This window comes from Pseudoalteromonas sp. S16_S37, from assembly GCF_014694405.1.
GTDB lineage: Bacteria > Pseudomonadota > Gammaproteobacteria > Enterobacterales > Alteromonadaceae > Pseudoalteromonas.
Genome location: NZ_JAAUWV010000010.1, coordinates 22,257 through 46,167, shown reverse-complemented (window position 1 = coordinate 46,167; position 23,911 = coordinate 22,257). Strand labels below are relative to the sequence as shown.

Genomic DNA, 23,911 nt, shown 5'->3' with positions numbered 1-23,911 from the left:
TGTTGTTGAGGTGAAGTTACTCTGTTTCAATATCAACTATTAGATCGCTGGTTATAGACTCTAATGCATCAATCACATTATCTTTATTCATACCAATTGGTAGCGTAACAGTGGCGAAAGCGCTGAAAATCGGCACTCCCCAATTAGGCGCACTTTGTTGGCGAGAATTTAGATGAGTGATATTGGCGCCTTTATGACGTATAACACTTGCAAGCTCTTGCACTATCCCAGGCCTGTCGTTGCCTGTGATGACAAGGTTAATTGTTTCTGGTGTATGTTCCTCATCCAAGATATCTCCCGTTTCCATTCTTACATCTAGTCCTGAGAGTGCGCTAAGTCCATCTTGAAGTTGTTGCAAATGTTCTTCGGCGACTTCTACTTGGATGATCCCAGCAAACTGTCCAGCCAAGTGGCTAAGGTTACTGGTCAGCCAGTTACCGTGATGTGCGAGTACCGCTGAAGATATTTCTTCTACCAGACCAGTTCGGTCCTTTCCTATTATTGTTAAAACTAACTGCTTCATAATGCGTGTCTCTTAATTATTTTTGCCATGAAAAAAACATAGCAGTGGAAAAAAACGGTTTAAGCGAATGAGGGTATAATCCTTATACATAGCCTACAAAGGTAGATACCGCGCTCTAAGATTAGTTCACCAGATTATGATGTCCAACAGAATCGCGTGTTAGTTTGTAAAGAAATGAAAACAATTTGTACCAAATCAAAAAAGGTAATAATAGCGTCATAAATTGGACCCAATATTATAATACTTCCCAGATTGCGTTGTAACATAACTGTCATCTTGATGAAATATAATGCCCGCCAACTTTAAAATGAAAGGGTGTTTTGATGTCTTCAAATCCGCAGCAACCGTCTTTTAAAACGGATAGAAGCCGTCTATTCAAAGACCGGTTTGCACAGTTTGGTATATCAGCTGGTGGGGTTATGGTGTTGATCGCATTGTTGCTGATCTTCTTCTATTTACTCTATGTTGTTCAGCCTATATTCGAATCAGCCAAAGTTGAAAAACGCGTTGATGTTGCATTGAGTAACGCACAGCAATATGTTGGCGTTGGTGTTGAAGAACAAACTGAAATTGCTTACCTATTGAGTCGCACAGGACATGTGGACTTCTATCAAGTTAAAGGGAAGCAAGCTGGTGGACTGATTGAACGTCTGTCGGTTAACCTCGATGGACAAGTCACCAGTGTTGCCAAAAGTGCGCCATTTTTAGGTCAGTATGCTTATGGTCTAGATAATGGTCAAGTAACCTTGGTCAAACCTTCTTTTCTGGTAACTTTCCCTGGTAACGAGCGTGTGATCTCTCCTCGTTTAAGCTACCCATTGGATGGTAAACAGCTGCTTGTTGATGAGCAGGGTAAAGCCATTAAGCGATTTGCGTTTAGTCACTATGAAGATAAAACCGCAGTCGTTGCACTTACTGCAGATAAGCGCGTTATTTTTGCGTCGTTTGTAGCCGAAGAAAACATGTTTAGTGGTGAAGTCGAGTGGGCTGTTGAGCGTACTGAATTAGAAATAGATGGTCGAATTGATGAATTATTAATGAGCCCTGATACGACTCGCACTTTTGTCCGTTCAGCAAACCAAGTTTATATTTTTGATACGCGCTATCCAAGCGATGTTAAACAAGTACAGATACTGGCTGCCAATGAAGAAAATGCCAACTTAGTAGGCACTACGCTGTTAGCCGGTGCTAACTCATTAATGCTGGCGAACGATAATGGTGAAGTATCTCAATGGTTTGAAGTAAACACTGATGCTGGCCGTAAATTCCAAAAGATCAGAGCCTTTGAAACACCGAAAAACAGCAATGTAGATATTTACAGCGAATATTATCGACGCACCTTTTTTACCACCAATAGTAGTGGTGATTTAGGTATTTATTACACCACCAGCCAAGCGCATTTATGGCAAGGGAAAGTGAGTGAAGGTGCCATTGAGTCGTTTGCAGTTTCTCCTCGCTCAAATGCCGTGTTGATAGTAGCCGATAACAAACTTTCTGTATTTGATGTTCACAACGAACATCCCGAAGTGACGTGGTCTGCTTTGTGGCAAGAAGTTTGGTATGAAGGATATCCTGAGCCTGCATACACTTGGCAGTCGACATCGGCCTCAGATGATTTTGAATCTAAGTTTTCGCTAGTCCCAATATCATTTGGCACCATTAAAGCAGCTATGTATGCCATGCTATTTGCTGTGCCGATTGCATTGTCTGCAGCTGTATATACGGCTTACTTTATGTCCAGTGAATTACGTCGTGTGGTTAAGCCAACAGTTGAAATTATGGAAGCTTTACCAACCGTTATTCTTGGTTTCCTAGCGGGTCTTTGGTTAGCGCCATTGATAGAAACGCATTTACCGGCAATTGTCGCTTTACTCATATTGTTGCCAGTGGCAGTGATAGCGACGGCATTTTTCTGGACCAAGCTACCAGAGAATATTCGCCACAAGGTGCCTGACGGCTGGCATTCTATGCTGCTTATTCCTGTCGTGTTATTTGTCGGTTGGTTATCTTTCTCGATAAGCGGTGGTGTTGAAGAATGGATGTTTGGTGGCAATGTTCGTCAATATTTAACTAATGAACTAGGCCTGACATTTGACCAACGTAACTCGCTGGTAGTGGGTATCGCGATGGGATTTGCGGTCATTCCAACCATTTTCTCAATAGCTGAAGATGCGGTATTCAGTGTACCAAAGCACTTATCAAATGGTTCTTTAGCTTTAGGTGCAACACAATGGCAAACATTGGTCAGAGTGGTACTGCTAACAGCCAGCCCTGGTATTTTCTCTGCGGTGATGATGGGCTTGGGCCGAGCAGTAGGTGAAACAATGATTGTACTGATGGCAACGGGTAACACGCCAATTATGGATTGGAGCATTTTCCAAGGTATGCGCACATTGGCAGCTAATATCGCAGTAGAAATGCCAGAGTCTGAAGTAGGTAGTTCACACTATCGTATCCTCTTCTTGGCGGCATTTGTGTTATTTATTTTCACCTTTGTATTTAACACTGTGGCTGAATTTGTTCGTCAGCAGCTACGTGAAAAATACAGTTCAATGTAATTATTGGAGTTCATGACATGGTAAGACAGTGGTTTAAGTCAGGGTCTCCTTGGATCTGGATGACAGGCGGTGCCGTTAGTATTAGCTTAATCTCGGTGCTGGGTCTATTAGCTATGATAGCTTGGAAAGGTTTATCTTTTTTCTGGCCTTCACAAGTTGTGGAACTGCACCTTCAAGGCTCAGTAAATGAGCAGATTGTTATTGGTGAAATCTATGATAGAGAGCAAGTGCCTAAGTCTCGATTAGAGGCGGCAGGATTTGATTTATCTGCATACGATGAAGAGTTTATCGAGCGTTTATTGGTTAAAACCGGTAACCGTGAGTATGTAGAGCTTGATTTTCGCTGGGTACTATCAACGGATATCCAAAAGCAATCAACACCTGCAAGCTTAGCCGTTTTTGAACGCACTAAAAATGGCAACTTCTACGGCTATGTAGAGCAGGTCATTGAAGATGGTAATGTTGTTACTCAAAATGCTACGGAACGTTTATACGAGTTGGTTGAACGTGCAGTAGAGCTAAACGAAGAAGCGTTAGATTTACAAAATGGTGATATAGGGCATATTAACTATGAGCTTGAGCGCTTGCGTTTACAAGAAAAAGGCTATGTGCTTGATAATGCGCTGACCGATGAGCGAGTAGCCGATTTACAGTCTAGACGTGTACAGTTACGTGAAGAATATAAGGTACTAGAAAAGCGTTTATTTGAGTTACGTAAAAAAGCTAAACGTGACCAAGTTGTAGTACGTGACATGCGTGGTGAGCTGGTTACGTTACCGCTGTATCAAGTGTTGGATGTTTGGTTCCCAAATGATATGGGATATTTTGCTAAAGTCGGTCATTACTTCACGCAAATTGGTAAGTTCATCAGTGATGACCCGCGTGAAGCGAACACTGAAGGTGGCGTTTTTCCTGCTATATTTGGTACTGTCTTCATGGTTATGTTGATGGCTGTGATAGTAACGCCTTTTGGTGTTGTTGCGGCAATATACCTACACGAGTACGCAGCTAAAAATGCTGTGACAAAAATGATTCGTATTGCGGTAATTAACTTAGCTGGTGTGCCATCGATTGTTTATGGTGTTTTTGGCCTAGGTTTCTTTGTTTACATGTTAGGTGGCTCAATTGATGAATTATTCTATAGAGAAGCCGCGCCTAGCCCTGTTTTTGGTACTCCAGGTGTTATTTGGTCAGCGTTGACGCTAGCTATCCTGACATTACCGGTAGTTATCGTATCAACAGAAGAAGGTTTATCTCGTATTCCCAGCTCAGTAAGACATGGCTCGCTTGCATTAGGTGCAACGCAAGCGGAGACCTTATGGCGAATTATTGTGCCAATGGCAAGTCCAGCTATCATGACGGGGCTTATTTTAGCGGTGGCGCGTGCTGCAGGTGAGGTTGCGCCACTGATGTTAGTCGGTGTGGTAAAAATGGCGCCAACGCTGCCATTAGATGGAAACTTTCCATATATTCACCTTGACCGTAAATTTATGCACTTGGGCTTCCACATATACGATGTTGGTTTCCAAAGCCCGAATGTAGAGGCTGCAAGGCCATTGGTATACGCAACAGCATTCTTGTTAGTGACCGTGATCATCGCGTTGAATATTACAGCCATCGGCATTCGTAACCATTTACGTGAAAAATTCAGATCACTAGAACATTAATAGTAAAGATTTTAAGTAGGTAAAAGTAATGATTACAGTAGCTCCAGAAGTTAATCAGGCCAATGGCCAAAAAAAGCTAGATCTTGCAAACTTGACTCCAGAGCAAACATCTCTGCAGATCAAAGACCTAGATCTTTACTATGGTGATAAACAGGCTCTAAGCAACGTAAATATGTTAATCCCTAAAGGCCAGGTAACGGCGTTTATCGGTCCTTCAGGGTGTGGTAAATCAACCCTGTTACGCTGTATCAACCGTATGAACGACCTAGTTGATACTTGCCGCATCGAAGGTGAGATCATTCTGCACGGTCAAAATATTTATGATAAGCGTGTTGATGTTGCTGCACTGCGCCGTAGTGTAGGTATGGTGTTTCAGCGCCCAAATCCTTTTCCAAAATCAATATACGAAAATGTGGTTTATGGTTTACGCTTACAAGGTATAAAAGACAAACGTAAGCTGGATGAGGTAGTTGAAAAGTCGTTACGTGGTGCTGCGTTATGGGATGAAGTAAAAGATAGACTTCATGACAGTGCTTTTGGTCTCTCTGGTGGTCAGCAGCAGCGTTTGGTGATTGCTCGTTCCATCGCCATTGAACCTGAAGTATTGTTATTGGATGAGCCAACCTCGGCACTTGATCCAATCTCTACATTGGTTATTGAAGAGCTCATTAACGATTTAAAAAATAAGTACACAGTTGTTATTGTTACACACAATATGCAACAGGCTGCTCGTGTTTCGGATCAGACAGCTTTCATGTACATGGGTGAACTTATCGAATACGCGGACACTAACACGCTATTTACTACCCCATCAAAGAAGAAAACCGAAGACTATATAACAGGTCGTTACGGTTAAGTGGTTGATTGAAGGGGATATAATATGGAACATAATTTGAATAAACACATCTCTGGTCGCTTTAATGAAGAGCTGGAGAGTGTTCGTAATCATGTATTGAGCATGGGTGGCCTAGTTGAGCAACAGCTTAACTTGGCATTAGATGCAGTTAATGAGTGTGATGCGGAAAAAGCGCGTAAAGTAAGTGAGAATGACTACCAGGTTAACGCCATGGAAGTTAATATTGATGAAGAGTGCACACGCATTATTGCAAAACGCCAGCCAGCAGCAAGTGACTTGCGTTTGGTTGTTGCGATTGCTAAAACAATTGCAGACTTAGAGCGTATTGGTGATGAAGCGGAACGTATTGCACGTGTTGCATTAGACTCATTCACGAAAGATCAACAAGATTTGCTCGTAAACATTGAAAACATGGGCCGCCAAGTATCTAAGATGCTACATGATGTGCTAGATGCATTTGCACGTATGGATGCTCAGCGTGCTTTTGAAGTGCATAAAGAAGACGCGAAAGTGGATAGAGAATATGAAGCGCTAACACGTCAAATCATGACTTATATGATGGAAGACCCACGCTCAATTCCGAAAATTATGGACTTGATTTGGTCTGTTCGTTCTTTAGAGCGGATTGGAGACCGTTGTCAGAATATTGCAGAATACGTAATTTATTTTGTTAATGGCAAAGATATTCGTCATACATCTCAAGAAGATATAGAAAAGTCTCTATAATTTACAGTAAATAAGTTGGTCTTAGCTAAAGCGGTTAAGGCCAACTTAATTTATCTTATTGATAAAAAGCGTTCACAAAGCTGTTCAATGCTGTAAAATTACCTCCGCTTAGCATATAAATATGATTTAAGGGTCAGTTATGCCGACTAATGCGTTTTTAGGAGTTTTTGCAAAATCTCCTATTAAGCCTGTAGAAGAACACATTAAAATCGTCCACAAAGCCAGCAAGGCTTTAATTCCGTTTTTTAATCACGTCTTCAAAGGAGAATGGACCGAAGCCGAAGCGCTACGTGTTCAGATCCGAAATTTAGAGCGCGATGCAGATAAATTAAAACGAGAAGTTCGTTTACAATTGCCTCGTGGTTTATTCATGCCAGTAGAGAGAACCGATCTACTAGAACTTATTACCCACCAAGATAAAATCGCCAATAAAGCCAAAGACATCGCAGGTCGTGTTGTGGGCCGTGAAATGGTGATCCCAGAGTCTATTCAAGATGACTTCTTGGTCTACTTAAAACGCTGTGTTGATGCAACAAAGCAAGCTTCTAAAGCAATCAATGAACTTGATGAGCTGTTAGAAACTGGCTTTCGCGGTCGCGAAGTCACTTTGGTAGAGAACATGTTGGTCGAACTGGATGCGATCGAGCAAGATACGGATGACATGCAAATTAAAATCCGCCAAGAATTACGTGCTGTGGAAGCCGAGCTAAACCCGGTTGATGTGATGTTTTTATACAAAATCATCGAATGGGTTGGTGAACTTGCAGATATCGCAGAGCGAGTAGGCTCTCGACTAGAGCTTATGCTCGCACGCTAATTTAAAAATTAAGAAGTTTAAAGTAAGGTTTTACAATGGATATCATTGCATCCTACGGCACAATGCTGGTGCTTATTGCAGCGGCAGTTGGTTTTTTTATGGCTTATGGTATTGGGGCAAATGACGTTGCTAATGCTATGGGTACATCGGTTGGCTCTAAGGCGCTAACCATTAAGCAAGCAATTTTAATTGCTATGGTCTTTGAATTTGCAGGTGCTTATCTTGCTGGTGGTGAGGTTACCTCTACAATTCGTAAAGGTATTATCGACTCAACGCCATTTATCGACATTCCTGAATTGATGATATTGGGTATGATTTCTGCGTTATTCGCTGCAGGAACATGGTTATTGCTTGCATCTATGCTGGGCTGGCCGGTATCAACAACTCACTCTATCATTGGTGCAATTATTGGTTTTGCGTTAGTTGCTGTTGGTAGCGAAGCTATTCAATGGGGCAAGGTAGCTGGGATTGTAGGTAGTTGGATTGTAACACCAGCTATTTCTGGTTTTATTGCTTATCTAATCTTTATGAGCGCCCAGAAGCTGATTTTTGATACCTCTGCACCTTTACAAAATGCTAAGCGTTATGTGCCTGTTTATATGGCATTAGCTGGCTTTGTTATGGCGCTTGTGACTATCAAAAAAGGTTTGAAGCACATTGGTATCAACATGGGTACTTTTGAAGGCTATGCATGGGCAATCGGCATTGCTGTTATCGTTGGTGTGATTGGTAAAATAACCATTGAACGTTTGAAGATGGACCCTAAAGCCGATAAGCAAATGCAATTTAATAACGTTGAAAAAGTATTTGCTGTATTAATGGTTTTAACTGCCTGTTGTATGGCTTTTGCCCATGGTTCTAACGATGTTGCGAACGCAATTGGTCCATTAGCCGCGGTTGTAAATATTGTTGAAAATGACGGTATTATTGCTAAAAAGGCCACGCTTGCTTGGTGGATCCTACCTCTTGGTGGCTTAGGTATTGTTGCAGGTCTTGCTATTTTAGGTAAGAAAGTAATCAAAACCATCGGTGAAGGTATTACTCACTTAACTCCAAGTCGTGGTTTTGCTGCTGAGCTTGCAGCTGCATCAACGGTTGTTATTGCATCTGGCACTGGTTTGCCTATCTCAACCACACAAACACTGGTAGGTGCGGTATTGGGTGTTGGTATGGCACGTGGTATTGCTGCGTTAAATATGGGTGTGATCCGAAACATTGTAGTTTCTTGGGTGATTACATTGCCAGTAGGCGCAGCTCTTGCTATTGTTATATTCTACATTCTAAGAGCGGCGTTCGGCGTTTAACTTAGAAAGACAGACTTTTAGCTTGAAAAGATCTCAGTGCGTAAGTACTGGGGTCTTTTTATTTTTGCTTCTGTTTAATAAGGTTTTCCTACCAAACTATCAAGGTTATACTGTGGTTTATCAGCTATTTTTATAATTAGAAAACAGTGAATAACCTGCCTAGTATCAAACAACTTCAATACTTAATTGCCGTTCATCAGCATCAGCATTTTGGCAGAGCTGCCGAGGCCTGTTTCATTGGTCAATCAACACTCAGTAGCGCAATACAAACGCTAGAGGAGACGTTAGGCTGCCAATTAATCGAACGAGAAAACCGCAGTCTGATGTTTACTGATATCGGCGAGGAAGTTGTCGTAAGAGCTAAAAAAATCATTGATGATACGATGAGCGTTAAAGAGCTTACCAAAAGCTATAAGCACCCTCTATCAGGTAAGTTAACTTTGGGACTTATACCGACGGTTGCCAGCTTTATTGCTGCGCCTCTTTATCAGTTTTGTTTGCAAGAGTTTACTCAGTTGCAGTTGGTTTTAGTTGAAGATACCAGTGATAAGCTATTAGACAAATTAGAGCATGGACATATAGATATGGCTATGTTGGCGTTACCCTATCATACAGAGCGTTTTCATACTCAAGTCTTAGCTAAAGATCATTTCTCTTTGGTGCATCACCAAGACTATCACGTGGCAGATGAAGTGACCGACTTTAACCTTTTACCAGATAAAAGTGTATTTTTGCTAGAGCGAGAGCATTGTATGACGGGGCATGCATTGAGTGCTTGTCATCTTAACCGAAATGATTGTATTAACCCGTTTGAAGCCGCTAACTTGCATACTTTGTTGAGTATGGTGGAGTATCAAAATGGCGTGACCTTTTTGCCTCAAATGGCACTCAATGCGGGGATCTTGCAAGGCAAACCTATGGTCGCCAATGATACTTTAGGTGACGCATATAGGGAAATAGGCCTATTGTGGCGTAAAACAACAGGCAGGATCCGTGATTTTCGATTGTTTAGTGAAAAGGTAGGTGAATTTGTTAGACAACAGTGCGAGCCGCCAAAAGTTGAAAAGTAGGGCGCGAAACGCCCGTTAAGAGGGCTCAAATTTGTTAGTTGTACTTAGATCTGGAAGGAATAACAAGTAAACCCATACCACAAGATTGAAATAAGGGATCAAGCCCAAAGCAGTAAATAGCTTGCATGGATAGCCTTTATCTCGTGCACTACGATAGCATTGCACAGCGATTAAGATATTGATCACAAATATAAAAGTCATTAGTTGATTCATAATTACACTCCTAGATGTCCATAAGGTGATGTAACCCAATCCATTGAATATCCAGTGAAAATGCAAAAATCAACAACTTAGCTGGACAACCTCGATTAGAGTAATTATAGATGAATTTGCAGGAAGAAAAAGTCGACTTTTGTATAAATTTGTTATCGGATTGTTTTGCTAGATAAAATAGTTGGAATTGCTTTTTTTAGCTCGTTAATAGGCATTGGACGTGCGATAAAGAAGCCTTGCGCGTAATCTACGCCAATTTCTTTCAGCGCTTTAAATATTTCTATATTTTCAACATACTCAGCAACAGAACGTTTGTCTAAAGAGTGACTAATGTCATGTACAGCCTTGACGAGTGCAAGATCTATTGGGTCATTGAGCATGTCGCGCACAAAAGAGCCATCAATTTTTACGTGCTGAGCAGGCAACTGCTTTAAGTAGCTAAAGGTGCTGAATCCTGTGCCAAAGTCATCAATTGAAAAATGGCAGCCGAGTTGATTTAGCTTCGCTATCATGGCTTGTGTTGCACTGAGGTTATTGATACTGGCAGATTCTGTGATTTCAAAAATAATGTGCTCTGCAGGCACCTGATATTCAACCAAACATGCCTGGATATGAGGGAGTAGTCTTTCGTCTAAGAAGGACTGTGCAGACAGATTTATGGCTATTTGATTAAGCTCATCATGCTCTGCAACAGCGGCGATGGCGTGCCTTATTACACACTTATCCATCAAAAATGTATCGTTGAGTAACTCCAGCGCGGGTATAAATTGATTGGGATGGATAAGCTCATTTTTAACAACTAGTCTCAACAGTGCTTCAAAATAGGCAATGGTGTTATTTTTCAGATCCCAAATAGGTTGGTAGTGAAGTTCGATTAGATTATTCTGAAGTGCTTCGCGTACGCTGTGCCCCCATTCTAGGCCAGACTGAAGAGTATTGTTACTTGCATCCTCTTTGCTATAGCAATGCACTAAATTGCGGCCTAAGCTTTTTGCCACATAAAGTGCGATATCTGCTTGTTTGAGGCACTCGTTAGCATCATGATTTTCTAAGGTTATTTGCGTCAGACCAATGGAGCAGCTGATTGAGTAACTATTTTCTTCTGAATGAAACTTATGTTTTTCAATGGCCATACAAATACTTTCAGCGACAATATGTGCGTCCAGTAAATTGGTATTGCTCAGTATGATGGCAAATTCGTCTCCTCCGATGCGGAAAACAAGATGTTCATCACTGATGTTTTCACCAAACAGTTGCGAAACCTCTTTTAAAACAATATCACCTTGCTGATGCCCTTTGCTGTCATTAATAATTTTAAAATGGTCTAAGTCGATGTATAACAAAGCATGCTCAACATCATTTAACCCTTTGACAGATGAACATATATTTTGCAGCTGCTGATCGAAGTAATATCTATTATGCAGGCCTGTTAACGTATCGTGCAATGCCAAATGGCGTAGTTGCAGCTCTGCTTGCTTGCGCTCGTGGATGTTGTCTAGTGTCGCGGTGACCGTTGCTTTGCTGGTGCTGTTCCGAATTAATTGAAAGCGGCATTCAACCCAGATCTGGCAGTTTTTTTGATTATTAAGCTGTAACTCTATCTTTGCTTGCTGTTGTTGCTCACTCATGACCAGAGCAAGCATATCGTGCAGCTCTAGTTGATACTCTTGCGAAACAAACTGGGATAAAGGCTGACCTAAGCTTGCTTTTATACCAAAGCCTGAAAGCGCTTCCCAAGCGGGGTTGATAAAGCGGATCAAGCCTTGCTGATCCAGCTCCATAACAACTGTATTTAGGTGCAGTAAAATGCGCTGGTGCGCAGAAAACAGATCTTTGTAATTTTGCTCACTGCGACTCAGCTGCGATACCTTTTCTTCAAACTCTGCATAGCTCACCATAAAATCTTCTCGGCGCGCAGCATGATCGCATACTTTACTTAATATCGAGATATCGTAGGGCTCTCGTACAAAGTCGGTCACACCCAATAACAGCAGCTGCTCGGCGTAGTCTGCGTCTCGGTTGTCAATAATGGTCACAATTGCTTGGTTTGGATTGTACTTCAAAATACTGTCAACCAGCTCTTTTGCGGCATTGGCTCGGGTAGCTGTTGCATCGAGTAAAATGATGGCATAGCTATTTTGTCTAAAAAGTGACAAAGCATCATTAGTGGTATTGACGTGTGTACACGCAAAACTCAATGATAAATGTTGGCAAATTTCGTCAGCGCGCTGTTGATTCGGTTCAAGTAATAATAGGTTGAGCCGACTACTTTTTTCTAAATGGGTTGATAACACATTTGCGAGCGTATGAGGTAGCTGGCGATGACGTTCAAATGGCAGTACAGCGTCAATGCTGTAACTTCTGGCCGTTGTTTCGGCAATGCGTTCACAATAAATGGGTGGAATGAGTACAATGGGAGTGTTTTTGGGCGTTTTTAGTAAGCCTGAGCGCACCATTCGAGAAAATCGCCAACCATCGATTTTTCCAACATCGAGGCCCGTAATGACAACATCAACAGCTTGCTTTTTTAATAACTGCAGCGCATTTTGGCTGTCTTCACATTCGATAAAGGTAAAAACATCCAGATTTTGTAGGGTATTTTTTATTGTGCTTCGCTCTTGCTGGCTAGAGTTTACAATCAATAAATTTAATTGTCTGGCCACGTTTAACGCCTTAACTCTACTTTAATAACAAACAACAAGCGACACCTCAACAATAAAAATAGCTCTAACTATCTGATTTAATTTATTAATTGTTACATACTATAGAGCTTATACGGTTGCTCATTAGCCAAACATTTAAGCATAACTGCAACGGTGCTAGGTTAATGCTATTTTCGCGAGGTTACAAGCACTTGATTTACCCCATTAGGATCTCTAGACTTGGCGCCAATTTCCTTACATGAGATGTTGTCATGCGCGTAGCTGATTTTAGTTTTGAACTTCCTGATGAATTAATTGCTCGTCATCCCAAAAAAGAGCGTTCAAGTAGTCGCTTACTCGCTCTTGATGGTAACAGTGGTGAAATTTCCCATAAAATTTTTACCGATATCTTAGATTTTCTGCAGCCTAATGACATCATGATTTTCAATAACACCAAGGTGATCCCCGCGCGTATGTTTGGGCAAAAATCAACTGGTGGTAAGGTTGAAGTATTAGTCGAGCGTGTATTGGATGAGCACCGTGTGTTGGCTCATGTGCGTTCGAGTAAATCCCCAAAAGAGGGAGCAACCTTAATTCTCGAAGGCAAAGCAGAAGCGATTATGCTCGGTCGTCATGGTGAGCTATTTGAATTGCAGTTTACTGCTGAGCAAGGGGTGTTTGAGATTTTAGAAGAAATCGGTCACATGCCTTTGCCGCCGTACATCGACAGACCTGATGAAGAAGAAGATAAACAGCGCTATCAAACGGTTTATAACGAAAAACCAGGTGCAGTTGCAGCGCCAACGGCAGGCTTACACTTCGATGAGAAGTTGCTTCAGCAGATTAAAGACAAAGGCGTAGACATGGCCTTTATCACTTTACATGTCGGGGCTGGTACTTTTCAGCCAGTACGTGTTGAGTCTGTTGATGAGCATGTTATGCATTCTGAATACATAGAAGTACCTGAGCAAGTTGTTGAGGCCATTGTCGCAGCGAAAGCCAAAGGGGGCAGAGTCATCGCGGTTGGCACCACTTCGGTGCGTTCACTAGAGTCTGCGGCAAAAGTACATGGTGGACAGTTACAAGCGTTTACTGGCGACACTGACATTTTTATCTACCCTGGCTATGAGTTTAAAGTGGTAGATGCCATGGTGACTAATTTTCATTTACCAGAATCTACTTTGATTATGTTAGTCAGTGCTTTTGCTGGACAAACACACATTATGAATGCCTATCGCACTGCAATAGAGCAGAAATACCGCTTCTTTAGTTACGGTGATGCGATGTTTTTAACAAAGCAAACTAATCAATAATGTCTAAGCCCAGCAATTGCTGGGTTTTTTATTTGTTTACTTTGTTTTACTTCTCAGTGCCTTTAAAACAGAAATTTCGACCCAATAATTAGAATTGCTGCGCTAAACAAGGTAGAATTGGGCGGTTTTTTTCACCTGTTTGTTAACTTACTTGTTGTTAGCAATCACTAACGTTGGACTGTTTTTCCGACTTTGAGGTAATAATGAAATTTGAATTAGACTGCACCGATGGTAAAGCGCGTCGTGGCCGCTTGATTTTTGATAGAGGCGTTGTGGAAACTCCAGCCTTTATGCCTGTAGGTACGTATGGCACAGTTAAAGGTATGACACCTGATGAGTTAAAAGGCACTGGTGCTCAGATCTGTCTTGGAAATACGTTCCATCTGATGCTGCGCCCTGGTACTGAAATTATTAAGCAACATGGTGATCTCCATGATTTTATGAACTGGGATAAACCGATACTGACAGATTCAGGTGGCTTCCAAGTGTTCAGCTTAGGGGCAATGCGCAAAATTACTGAAGAGGGCGTGCTGTTTAAGTCACCCGTAAACGGTGAAAAAATCATGTTATCACCGGAAAAGGCTATGGAAGTACAGTGCGACCTTGGCTCTGACATAGTCATGATTTTTGACGAGTGTACGCCTTATCCAGCGACTGAAAAAGAAGCAAGAGACTCAATGGAGTTGTCTTTGCGTTGGGCTAAGCGCTCAAAAGAAGGACATGGTGATAACCCAGCTGCTTTATTTGGCATTATCCAAGGTGGTATGTATCCTGAGCTGCGCGCAGAATCACAAAAAGGCTTAGAAGAAATAGGCTTTGATGGTTACGCATTAGGTGGCTTGTCAGTAGGTGAGCCAAAAGAAGATATGATCCGCATTTTGGATCACTGCGCTTACAAAATGCCGGAAAATAAACCGCGTTACTTAATGGGTGTAGGCAAACCTGAAGACTTAGTGGAAGCGGTTCGTCGTGGTATCGATATGTTCGATTGCGTTATGCCGACACGTAATGCTCGAAATGGTCACTTGTTTATCACTGGTGGCGTAGTAAAGATCCGTAATGCTGTGCATAAAACAGATACCGGCCCACTAGACCCAGAATGTGACTGCCATACTTGCGAAAATTACTCGCGCGCTTACTTGCACCATTTAGACAAGTGTAACGAGATTTTAGGTGCACGCCTTAACACTATTCATAACCTTCGCTACTATCAGCGTGTTATGGAAGGGTTACGCAATGCGATTAGCGAAGGCAAGTTAGATGCTTTTGTAGAAGACTTTTATGCACGCCGCGGTCTACCAGTACCGCCGTTGGCAGAAACTGAATAAGATTGAATATAAAATTTTAAGAGGAAGTGTTATGAGTTTATTTATGTCTAGTGCACATGCCAGTACAGCTGGTGCAGCTCCTGCAGGTGGTGGTATGGAAATGTTAATCATGCTGGCCATTTTTGGTTTGGTATTTTACTTCTTGATATACCGCCCACAAGCAAAACGTGTTAAAGAGCACAAAAACTTAATGAGTGCGCTTGCCAAAGGCGATGAGGTGCTTACTCAAGGTGGTCTAGTAGGTAAAATCACTAAGGTAGCCGATGACAAAGATTTTGTTGTTATTGCGTTGAACGATCAAGCGGAAGTAACAGTACAAAAATCTGCTGTGTCAGCAGTTCTTCCTAAAGGTACAATGAAATCACTTTAAGAAAAATAACAACAACAAAGGGATAATCCAGTGTTAAATAAGTATCCAATGTGGAAATACTTGCTGGTACTTGCTGTGTTAGCAGTGGGCATTTTATATGCGACACCAAATCTGTATGGTCGAGATCCTGCCATACAGATTTCTGGCACCAAAGGTGCCAATGCTGACTTAAGCGTACTAGACCAAGTTAACAATACACTTGCAAAGAACAACATCACAGTAAAGTCATCAGCACTTGAAAATGGTCAAGTACTTGTTCGTTTTAAAAACGTTGAAGAGCAACTTAAAGCACAAGATTTATTACGTGCTAGCTTAAGCGAAGACTACATTTCTGCAATCAATATGAGTCCAGCGCAGCCTGAGTGGTTAAAGAATTTAGGCGGCAACCCAATGAAACTTGGTTTGGACTTGAGCGGTGGTGTTCACTTCACCATGGAAGTTGATATGCTCACAGCGCTTGATAATGCGCTTGAGACTATGGAACAGGACTTTAAAAGTGACCTTCGTGAAGAGAAATTGCGTTATCGTTCTGTACGCCGTGTAGCAGGCAGTGACAGGTTACAAGTGACAATGCGCGATGCGAGCGATAAAGATGCTGCTGAGCGTTTTTTACAAAGTCGTTATCCACTTTACAACTTTATTGATGATAGCAGTAATGATGTAGCGTTTTACGTCAGTTTAAGTGACCAAAAGTTTAAAGAAATTCGTGACTACGCTATCAAGCAAAACGAAACTATTATTCGTAACCGTATTAACCAGCTAGGTGTTGCTGAGCCAAATGTGCAACGTCAAGGTGCAGAGCGTATCATCGTACAACTTCCGGGTGTACAAGATACCGCCAGAGCAAAAGAAATCTTAGGGGCTACGGCAACGTTAGAATTCCGTGAAGTAGATGAAAACGCCGATGTGAGAGCTGCGGCGCAAGGTCGCATACCGCCAGGCACTGAAGTAATCAACCATAAAGATGGTTACCCTGTAGTATTGAAAAAGCGCGTTATTCTAGAGGGAAGCCATATTACCGGTGCTCAGTCTGGAATGGATGAATATCAACGTCCACAAGTAAGTATCAGCCTTGATAGCAAAGGGGGTGCAAAAATGAATGCATTCACTAAACGTGCTATCGGTAAGCGCATGGCGACAGTATTTATCGAATACAAACCGTCAGGTAAAAAAGATGCCAATGGTAAAGCTCTGCCACCGATTAAAGTGGAAGAGGTTATCAACGTTGCAACTATCCAAGCGCGTCTAAATAATTCATTTAGAATCACAGGTATTGATAACCCTGCTGAAGCACATAACTTGAGCTTGTTACTACGCGCCGGTGCGCTGGTTGCGCCAATTCAAATCGTAGAAGAGCGCACAGTTGGTCCAAGCTTAGGGCAAGAAAATATCGATGCAGGTATGACTGCGGTTGCACTTGGTTTTGCATTTGTTCTGGCCTTTATGCTGGCTTACTACAAAGGTTTTGGCTTGGTTGCTAACTTGGCGTTGGCTGCAAACCTAGTATTGATTGTTGGTGTGATGTCGATGATCCCAGGTGCAACGCTAACACTACCGGGTATTGCGGGGATTGTATTGACTGTCGGTATGGCGGTAGATGCTAACGTACTTATTTTCGAACGTATTCGCGAAGAGCTGATCGATGGACGCAGTCCTCAGCAAGCAGTTCACCATGGCTATGACAGCGCATTCAGCACGATTTTCGATGCTAATATCACCACGTTAATTGCGGCAATTATTTTGTTCTCAGTCGGTACTGGTCCAATTGCTGGATTCGCAGTAACGCTGGCAATTGGTATTATCACTTCAATGTTTACAGCCATCGTTGGCACCCGTGCGGTGATCAATCTGTGTATTGGTGGTAGACGTGTTGAGAAGCTTTCTATCTAGGAGACGGATATGCAGTTATTAAACTTAAAAGGCACTATCCGCTTTATGTCGGCGAGAAATCTAACGATGGCTTTCTCTGCTTTGCTGATAGTTGCATCTATTGCCTCGATGGCAATACGTGGATTGAATTTCGGTCTGGATTTTACCGGTGGTACGGCGGTTGAAGTGGGTTTTTCTCAGCCAGCTGATCTCAAAAAGATTCGTGAAGTACTGGCAGATAATGGCTTTGCAGATGCGTCTGTGCAGTTATTTGGTACCAGTCAAGAAGTACTGGTGCGTTTAGCGCCACGTGGTGATGACGTTAAAGCTGAAGTGATCGGTAACCAGCTGATCGCGGCTTTAAAGCAAGCCGATAGCAGCGTAGAAATGCGTCGCATCGAGTTTGTTGGCCCAAGTGTAGGTGAAGACTTGAAAGAGCAAGGTGGGTTAGCGATGCTAACTGCGCTTATCTGTATCTTGATGTATGTTGCCTTTCGCTTTGAGTGGCGCTTTGCAGTAGGTGCCGTTGTTGCATTGTTCCACGACGTTATTTTAACGATGGGACTCTTCTCTTTATTAGATCTTGAGTTTGACTTAACCATATTGGCGGCGATATTGGCGGTTATTGGTTACTCGCTTAATGACACCATCGTTGTGTCTGACAGGATCCGTGAAAACTTCAGAAAGGTACGTGTTGATGATACGCTTGAAATCATTAATATCTCTTTAACGCAAACACTTAACCGTACATTGGTCACATCAATTACTACAATTTTGGTACTGATTGCACTGTTTGTTTGGGGTGGACAAACCATCCATGGTTTCGCCACGGCATTGTTGTTTGGTGTTTTTATTGGTACATATTCTTCAGTTTATGTTGCGAGCTCTGTTGCAGTTGCAATGGGTGTTAGCAAAGAAGATTTGATCCCAGTTGAAGTTGAGAAAGAAGGCGCAGATCTTGACGCTATGCCTTAAAGCTTAACGGTAATAGAAAAGGCCGCGTTTAGCGGCTTTTTTTATGAGTTTTCTTTAGCTAAAGGACAAACTTAAATGAATCTTAAATGGCTCATGGTGCTTGCATGTATATTTGTTTTATCTTGCACTGAGCAAACACAAAATCTAAAAGCGCCTCCTGCGATAACTTTAACGTCACTGTTAAATAACTATGAAACACAGTTGAGTAAGGTGCAATGGGCTATTTATAATGGCCAGAGTAAAGAAGAGATATTGTTATACAGCAATGAATTATACGCGACTGCGCAAACTATCTTGGCACTGTTTTCTGAACGGCAGTCAAAATGTACAGACTATTTTGCACAATTATTGCCGGTATCTCAAAAGCTAAAAGCAAGTGCTTCTCACATGCTACACGTTAATAAATCTATACAAAGCGCTTTACCGCCATTTAACGAACCAATTTGCTATCATCTCAAAGAGTTGTTGGTACAAGCGGTGCTCATATCATCTTTTAATGATCAACAAGTTATACGAAACGAAATGACAGAATTATCGGCTCACCTTGCAGTTGTAAAACACAATCTGAGTAAATCGACGCACTTATAGACTCTGTATAAGTGCGTCTAAGTTTATGACTTACACTGATATGGTTTGGCGTTTACTTATAAAGCCGCTGCCAAGCGCAGGTAACATTGCCATTTTTCTCGAAATAGAAATTCCAGCAATTGTCATCGTAATTCCAATTACCAACGTCGATTCGATATCCAGTGATATACCAGTTGTGCAAAGAAATAAAGCGGCCATTATTAAGTAATGAAAAGTGAACATGTGGCCCACTGGAGCTACCGCCTTGACACAGGGCCTGATTTTTATTGTTGGCATACCGGCCCAACCAAGCGCCCGATGAGATCACATCGCCACTTTGGTATTGCAGGCTATCCATATGATAGTACTGAGTCGCATAGCCGCTAGGGTGAGTGACGCGAATACTACATGATGAATATCGAGTAACGGTGCCGCCATGAGACGCTTGTACCCAAGGTGTGTTACTCCCCCAACCGCCAGAGCCATTGTTAAAGTCTAAAGATGAGTAGGGATAGCCAGAGCCAGTGTTTGAATGAGCACCACCACTGTACCAAGCATAACCTGACGGCCAGGGAAGTTGCATTGTAAAGTTTGCTTGAGGCTCGATGCTTAGCGGCTTAACTTGGGTATCTGGTGACAGTTTTAAGCTATCGTTAGCAAACAAGCGTTCATATTGTTCAAGTAATTCGTTTAGTCCGGCATTTTGTTTTTGGAATAAACTAATAAGTGCAACAGTACTTGCGTTACTTGTAGGTTGAATGCTCGATTTGGTTTCTTCGCGGTATTTTTGATAAGCATAGTAACGCTTGCTCAGGGATAGAGCGATATCTTTGATTTGGTTGTCAAAACCAACTTTTGAAGAAAGACTTGCAAACGGCATAAATAAGTTTTTCTTACTCGGGGTGCTTAATATCTGACTCTGTGATTCCATCATTGCAAGTAGCAGTTTTGGGCTGATACTGCTGTATCCTGCCCAGTGCAGAATCACTTCTTTTTTCTCTATTAGGTGAGGTGCATAACTTAATAAAAAGCTCTCTAGGTCAAAATCCTGAAGGTTGTCGCTAAATAAGAATGCTTGCTCATTCACCACTTGAACTGAGTGCAGTGGCAGGGTGCTGATAGTGTGCTCATCAAAGCTAAAGTCACTTACATGGCTGTGTTGTCCTTGCGCTAACACATTACTAGATAGCACCAGTGCACTTAATAAAAATGAAGTCGTTATCGTTTTCATGTTGTATCCTTTTTAACCAATAGGCAGTGTAAGCATAGATGTAATGTAAATTAATTGTTATATATTGGTTTGGATCAGTAATGTGGTTTTGTTCTGATATCTTTACAAAAGTAGTCTGTTGTAATCTTCAATTTTATTTAATTGTTTTATTTTCAAGTGGTAAGTGCTTTTTGTGGTTCACAGGGGAGCAATGTTGCTCAGCTGAGCTTGTAATCTTACAACGATTTATTCTGTGTATTTTTTGTTGCACTTCGTTGTTTCCTATCTCTATGACAGTATGGTATGAGTCTTTAAACTTACTTCTACGCCTTAGAAAATCCCTAAATAACGCAAAAGTAGGCGTTAAGCTGCCGTCTTACGGCCAATAGTGTGCTTTTTGATGTAATAAACCTTGAGTTAGTTTCTCTAGCAATCAATCACTTCCAAAGCTTTATTCGAAAAATAGCCAAAACTTGCCAACTGCTCATTTATTGACTAATTGTTTAGTTGTCGTGTAGTTGACTTGTGAGTTGTTTCACATGTTTAGACAGTCATCCAAATAATAATAATGGTTATTCATCGTTTGGCTCAGGTAGCAAATGGATAACGCAGGAGACGTCAAATGAACAAATACCTATCGATGGTAAGTGTATTTTTGCTTACTACTCCTTTAGTAACCTATGGCAATAGCGCGTTTAATATGCGCGAAGGTGTCACAGATATAAGCCAAAGCGTTTACCAGCTTCATATGACCATATTCTTGATTTGCTGTGCAATTGGGGTGGTTGTTTTTGCTGTCATGTTTTGGGCGATGATCCATCATCGTAAGTCAAAAGGGGTTCAGCCTGCTCAGTTTCATGAAAGCACAAAGGTTGAAATTCTGTGGACAGCGATTCCCTTTTTAATTTTGGTGGCAATGGCCGTTCCTGCAACCAAAACCCTTATTGCTATGGAAGATGTGAGTAAGGCTGATTTAACAATCAAAGTTACCGGTTCGCAATGGAAGTGGCACTATGAATACATGGGGCATGATGTTGACTTTTACTCGGTACTATCAACGCCGAAATCACAAATTGATGACCTAGAAGAAAAATCTGAAAACTATCTACTAGAGGTAGATAAACCTTTAGTGATCCCCACAGATCGTAAAGTGCGTTTTCTGATGACGTCTGATGATGTTATCCACTCATGGTGGGTGCCTGATTTTGCGGTCAAAAAAGATGCCAACCCTGGCTTTATCAATGAGGCGTGGACGCGAGTCAATGAAGAGGGGATTTATCGCGGTCAGTGTGCTGAGTTGTGCGGTAAAGATCATGGTTTTATGCCAGTTGTGGTGGATGCTCGTTCGCCAGAAGCATTTGAACAGTGGCTAAGTGCCGCTAAACAGGAAAAATTAGACGCAGCAGCCGCAAGTGCTGCGTTATTAGATCAAACGCTCAGCAAAGACGAACTTATGAGCACTGGCGAAAAAGTATATATGGCCTATTGTGCCGCTTGTCATCAGCCTACGGGAATGGGGTTACCCGGCGTATTCCCAGCGCTTAAGGGCAGTCCAATGGTGCTGGGCGATGTGAAAGATCATATTGATATTATTTTGCACGGTAAGCCTGGTACCGCCATGCAAGCATTCGCTAAACAGTTATCAATTAAAGAAATTGCCGGTGTTGTCACCTATAAACGTAACAGTTGGGGAAATGACTTAGATCAGGTAGTACAACCAAGTGAAGTACAAGCACGCATTGATGCAAATAAGGAGGCTGACAAATGAGCACCGTAGCACAAACAGAACAAAATCATCATGATCATCATGCTGCTAAAGGGATCAGACGTTGGTTATATACAACCAACCATAAAGATATCGGCTCTTTATACTTAATATTTTCTTTAACCATGTTTTTGATTGGTGGCGCGATGGCCATGGTCATTCGTGCTGAACTCTTTCAACCCGGGTTACAACTAGTCGACCCGCACTTTTTTAATCAAATGACCACAGTTCATGGCTTAATCATGGTATTTGGTGCCGTTATGCCCGCCTTTACAGGGCTTGCAAACTGGATGGTCCCGATGATGATTGGTGCGCCCGATATGGCGTTGCCGAGAATGAATAACTGGAGCTTTTGGATACTACCATTCGCTTTTGCAATTTTATTGCTTTCGCTGTTTATGGAAGGTGGCGGCCCCGCTTTTGGCTGGACTTTCTACGCACCATTATCCACCACTTACAGTAATGATAATACGGCTCTATTTGTTTTTGCAGTTCATATAATGGGGATCAGTTCCATTATGGGCGCAATCAATGTCATTGTTACTATCGTGAATTTACGTGCCCCCGGCATGACTTGGATGAAGTTACCTTTGTTCGTATGGACTTGGTTGATCACCGCATTCTTACTCATTGCAGTAATGCCTGTGCTTGCTGGCGCTGTAACTATGGTACTAACGGATAAATATTTTGGTACTAGCTTTTTTAATGCCGCAGGTGGCGGGGACCCAGTGATGTTTCAGCACATCTTTTGGTTCTTTGGACACCCCGAAGTATACATCATGATTTTGCCTGCATTTGGCATCATTTCGACTATCATTCCAACATTTTCTCGTAAGAAACTATTTGGCTATGCGTCTATGGTATATGCCACTTCATCAATCGCGCTATTGTCATTTATTGTTTGGGCACACCACATGTTTACGACAGGCATGCCGCTTGCCGGAGAGTTATTCTTCATGTATGCAACCATGCTGATATCGGTGCCTACTGGCGTAAAAGTGTTTAACTGGGTTGCGACAATGTGGCGAGGCTCAATCAGTTTTGAAGTGCCAATGCTGTTTGCGATTGCATTTATCGTATTGTTCACCTTAGGTGGGTTTTCTGGATTGATGTTGGCAATTACCCCAGCAGATTTTCAATATCACGATACGTACTTTGTGGTTGCGCATTTTCACTATGTTTTAGTGACAGGGGCTATCTTCTCTATCATGGCGGCGGCGTATTACTGGTTACCTAAATGGACTGGGCATATGTACAACGAAGCTTTGGCAAAGTGGCATTTTTGGTTGTCGTTGATAAGCGTTAATGTACTGTTTTTCCCCATGCATTTCGTTGGGCTTGCAGGTATGCCAAGAAGGATACCAGATTATGCGCTGCAATTTGCAGATTTTAACGCTCTGATAAGTATTGGTGGCTTTGCTTTTGGCTTGTCACAGTTGTTATTTGTTGCCGTGGTGTACAAATGCATCAAAGGTGGCGAGCAAGCACCAAGCAAAGTATGGGATGGTGCTGAAGGCTTGGAGTGGGATATACCTTCGCCAGCGCCTTATCATACATTTTCAACACCACCTGAGGTGAAGTAATGTCGCATTCAGGTCTATTAAAAAAGTTGGTTCTTGTGGTGTTTGGCATGTTTGCTTTTGCCTTTGCGTTAGTGCCGCTTTATGACGTGTTTTGTGATGTAACCGGACTAAATGGTAAGCCTTCACTCGATGTGGCTGCTAAGAGCGAAAAAGTGGAGTCATCAAGAACTGTAGATGTGAGCTTTACAACCCACAGTCAACAAAATGCGCCTTTTGAGGTTAAGTCGCATCAGTACAGCGTTAATGTGCAACCGGGTGAAATGGCTGAGGTAAAATTTAGCGCTAAAAACCTTAGCGCGCAGTCAAGAGTGATGCAGGCAGTGCCTTCAGTTAGCCCAGGTAAAGCGGCTAAATATTTACATAAGATGGCCTGCTTTTGCTTTGATCAGCAGTCATTTGCAGCCAGTCAAGAAGTTGAATTCACTTTAGTATTTTATGTTGATACTGAATTACCCGAAGAAATCAAAGAGCTTACCCTGTCGTATACCGTATTTGATATTAGCGAAACAACAGCAAGCAATACGGCATTGGCTAAGCAAAAGGCAGGTTAGGAGA

General features: G+C 42.0%; 20 protein-coding genes. 16 read left to right on the top strand and 4 right to left on the bottom strand.

Going from position 1 to position 23,911, the window contains the following annotated elements; all coding sequences use genetic code 11:
• Positions 1-16: 16 nt before the first annotated feature.
• A complete protein-coding gene (locus tag HC733_RS07085; RefSeq protein ID WP_190364356.1) occupies positions 17-523 on the bottom strand; it encodes a glycine cleavage system protein R in 507 nt (168 codons plus the stop codon).
• Positions 524-846: 323 nt separating this feature from the next.
• Here HC733_RS07085 and HC733_RS07080 point away from each other — a divergent pair, with 323 nt between their 5' ends.
• The 7 genes from HC733_RS07080 (at position 847) to HC733_RS07050 (ending at position 9,521) form a co-directional block, all read left to right on the top strand.
• A complete protein-coding gene (locus HC733_RS07080) occupies positions 847-3,081 on the top strand; it encodes an ABC transporter permease subunit (protein ID WP_190364355.1) in 2,235 nt (744 codons plus the stop codon).
• A 17-nt stretch (positions 3,082-3,098) separates the two neighbouring features.
• Positions 3,099-4,748 (top strand): phosphate ABC transporter permease PstA, encoded by a 1,650-nt coding sequence (gene pstA / locus HC733_RS07075; protein WP_190364354.1) that lies wholly within the window; start codon positions 3,099-3,101, stop codon positions 4,746-4,748.
• A 28-nt stretch (positions 4,749-4,776) separates the two neighbouring features.
• Positions 4,777-5,604 carry a phosphate ABC transporter ATP-binding protein PstB gene (pstB, locus tag HC733_RS07070; protein ID WP_190364353.1) on the top strand — a complete coding sequence of 276 codons (828 nt, stop codon included), beginning with the start codon at positions 4,777-4,779 and terminating at the stop codon, positions 5,602-5,604.
• Between the two features lie 24 nt (positions 5,605-5,628).
• Entirely contained in the window at positions 5,629-6,330 is a 702-nt protein-coding gene (gene phoU, locus HC733_RS07065) for a phosphate signaling complex protein PhoU (protein WP_190364352.1), read from the top strand.
• A gap of 139 nt (positions 6,331-6,469) precedes the next feature.
• On the top strand, positions 6,470-7,147 hold the full coding sequence (locus HC733_RS07060; protein ID WP_190364351.1) for a TIGR00153 family protein: 678 nt from the start codon (positions 6,470-6,472) through the stop codon (positions 7,145-7,147).
• Positions 7,148-7,182: 35 nt separating this feature from the next.
• A complete protein-coding gene (locus tag HC733_RS07055) occupies positions 7,183-8,451 on the top strand; it encodes an inorganic phosphate transporter (protein ID WP_190364350.1) in 1,269 nt (422 codons plus the stop codon).
• A gap of 146 nt (positions 8,452-8,597) precedes the next feature.
• Positions 8,598-9,521, top strand: coding sequence for a LysR substrate-binding domain-containing protein (locus tag HC733_RS07050; RefSeq protein WP_190364349.1), 924 nt, complete (start codon positions 8,598-8,600; stop codon positions 9,519-9,521).
• A 15-nt stretch (positions 9,522-9,536) separates the two neighbouring features.
• Here HC733_RS07050 and HC733_RS07045 read toward each other — a convergent pair whose 3' ends face one another.
• A complete protein-coding gene (locus tag HC733_RS07045) occupies positions 9,537-9,734 on the bottom strand; it encodes a hypothetical protein (RefSeq protein ID WP_190364348.1) in 198 nt (65 codons plus the stop codon).
• Between the two features lie 152 nt (positions 9,735-9,886).
• Positions 9,887-12,397 (bottom strand): EAL domain-containing protein, encoded by a 2,511-nt coding sequence (locus HC733_RS07040; protein ID WP_190364347.1) that lies wholly within the window; start codon positions 12,395-12,397, stop codon positions 9,887-9,889.
• Positions 12,398-12,648: 251 nt separating this feature from the next.
• Here HC733_RS07040 and queA point away from each other — a divergent pair, with 251 nt between their 5' ends.
• The 6 genes from queA to HC733_RS07010 all read left to right on the top strand — a co-directional run bounded on the left by queA (position 12,649) and on the right by HC733_RS07010 (position 18,819).
• Positions 12,649-13,689, top strand: a complete 1,041-nt coding sequence (queA, locus tag HC733_RS07035; protein WP_190364346.1) for a tRNA preQ1(34) S-adenosylmethionine ribosyltransferase-isomerase QueA — start codon at positions 12,649-12,651, stop codon at positions 13,687-13,689.
• Positions 13,690-13,892: 203 nt separating this feature from the next.
• The gene (tgt, locus tag HC733_RS07030; RefSeq protein WP_190364345.1) at positions 13,893-15,017 is read left to right on the top strand and encodes a tRNA guanosine(34) transglycosylase Tgt; all 1,125 of its coding nucleotides are present in this window, start codon (positions 13,893-13,895) and stop codon (positions 15,015-15,017) included.
• 31 nt (positions 15,018-15,048) lie between these two features.
• Complete coding sequence (yajC, locus tag HC733_RS07025) at positions 15,049-15,387, top strand: preprotein translocase subunit YajC (RefSeq protein ID WP_190364344.1); 339 nt, start codon at positions 15,049-15,051, stop codon at positions 15,385-15,387.
• A gap of 30 nt (positions 15,388-15,417) precedes the next feature.
• Positions 15,418-17,277, top strand: coding sequence for a protein translocase subunit SecD (gene secD / locus HC733_RS07020; protein ID WP_190364343.1), 1,860 nt, complete (start codon positions 15,418-15,420; stop codon positions 17,275-17,277).
• A gap of 9 nt (positions 17,278-17,286) precedes the next feature.
• Positions 17,287-18,231, top strand: a complete 945-nt coding sequence (secF, locus tag HC733_RS07015) for a protein translocase subunit SecF (RefSeq protein WP_190364342.1) — start codon at positions 17,287-17,289, stop codon at positions 18,229-18,231.
• 75 nt (positions 18,232-18,306) lie between these two features.
• Positions 18,307-18,819 carry a hypothetical protein gene (locus tag HC733_RS07010; protein ID WP_190364341.1) on the top strand — a complete coding sequence of 171 codons (513 nt, stop codon included), beginning with the start codon at positions 18,307-18,309 and terminating at the stop codon, positions 18,817-18,819.
• A gap of 52 nt (positions 18,820-18,871) precedes the next feature.
• Here HC733_RS07010 and HC733_RS07005 read toward each other — a convergent pair whose 3' ends face one another.
• On the bottom strand, positions 18,872-20,029 hold the full coding sequence (locus HC733_RS07005; protein WP_190364340.1) for a M23 family metallopeptidase: 1,158 nt from the start codon (positions 20,027-20,029) through the stop codon (positions 18,872-18,874).
• Positions 20,030-20,648: 619 nt separating this feature from the next.
• Between HC733_RS07005 and coxB the strand changes: the two genes are divergently transcribed.
• From coxB to HC733_RS06990, 3 genes are read left to right on the top strand one after another with little or no spacing between them, the layout of a single operon-like run.
• Positions 20,649-21,776, top strand: coding sequence for a cytochrome c oxidase subunit II (gene coxB, locus HC733_RS07000; RefSeq protein ID WP_238937486.1), 1,128 nt, complete (start codon positions 20,649-20,651; stop codon positions 21,774-21,776).
• Positions 21,773-23,356: a cytochrome c oxidase subunit I gene (gene ctaD / locus HC733_RS06995; protein WP_190364338.1), complete on the top strand. Its 1,584-nt coding sequence runs from the start codon at positions 21,773-21,775 to the stop codon at positions 23,354-23,356. The genes coxB and ctaD overlap by 4 nt, the downstream gene beginning before the upstream one ends.
• Positions 23,356-23,907: a cytochrome c oxidase assembly protein gene (locus HC733_RS06990; RefSeq protein ID WP_190364337.1), complete on the top strand. Its 552-nt coding sequence runs from the start codon at positions 23,356-23,358 to the stop codon at positions 23,905-23,907. The genes ctaD and HC733_RS06990 overlap by 1 nt, the downstream gene beginning before the upstream one ends.
• Positions 23,908-23,911 lie beyond the last annotated feature (4 nt).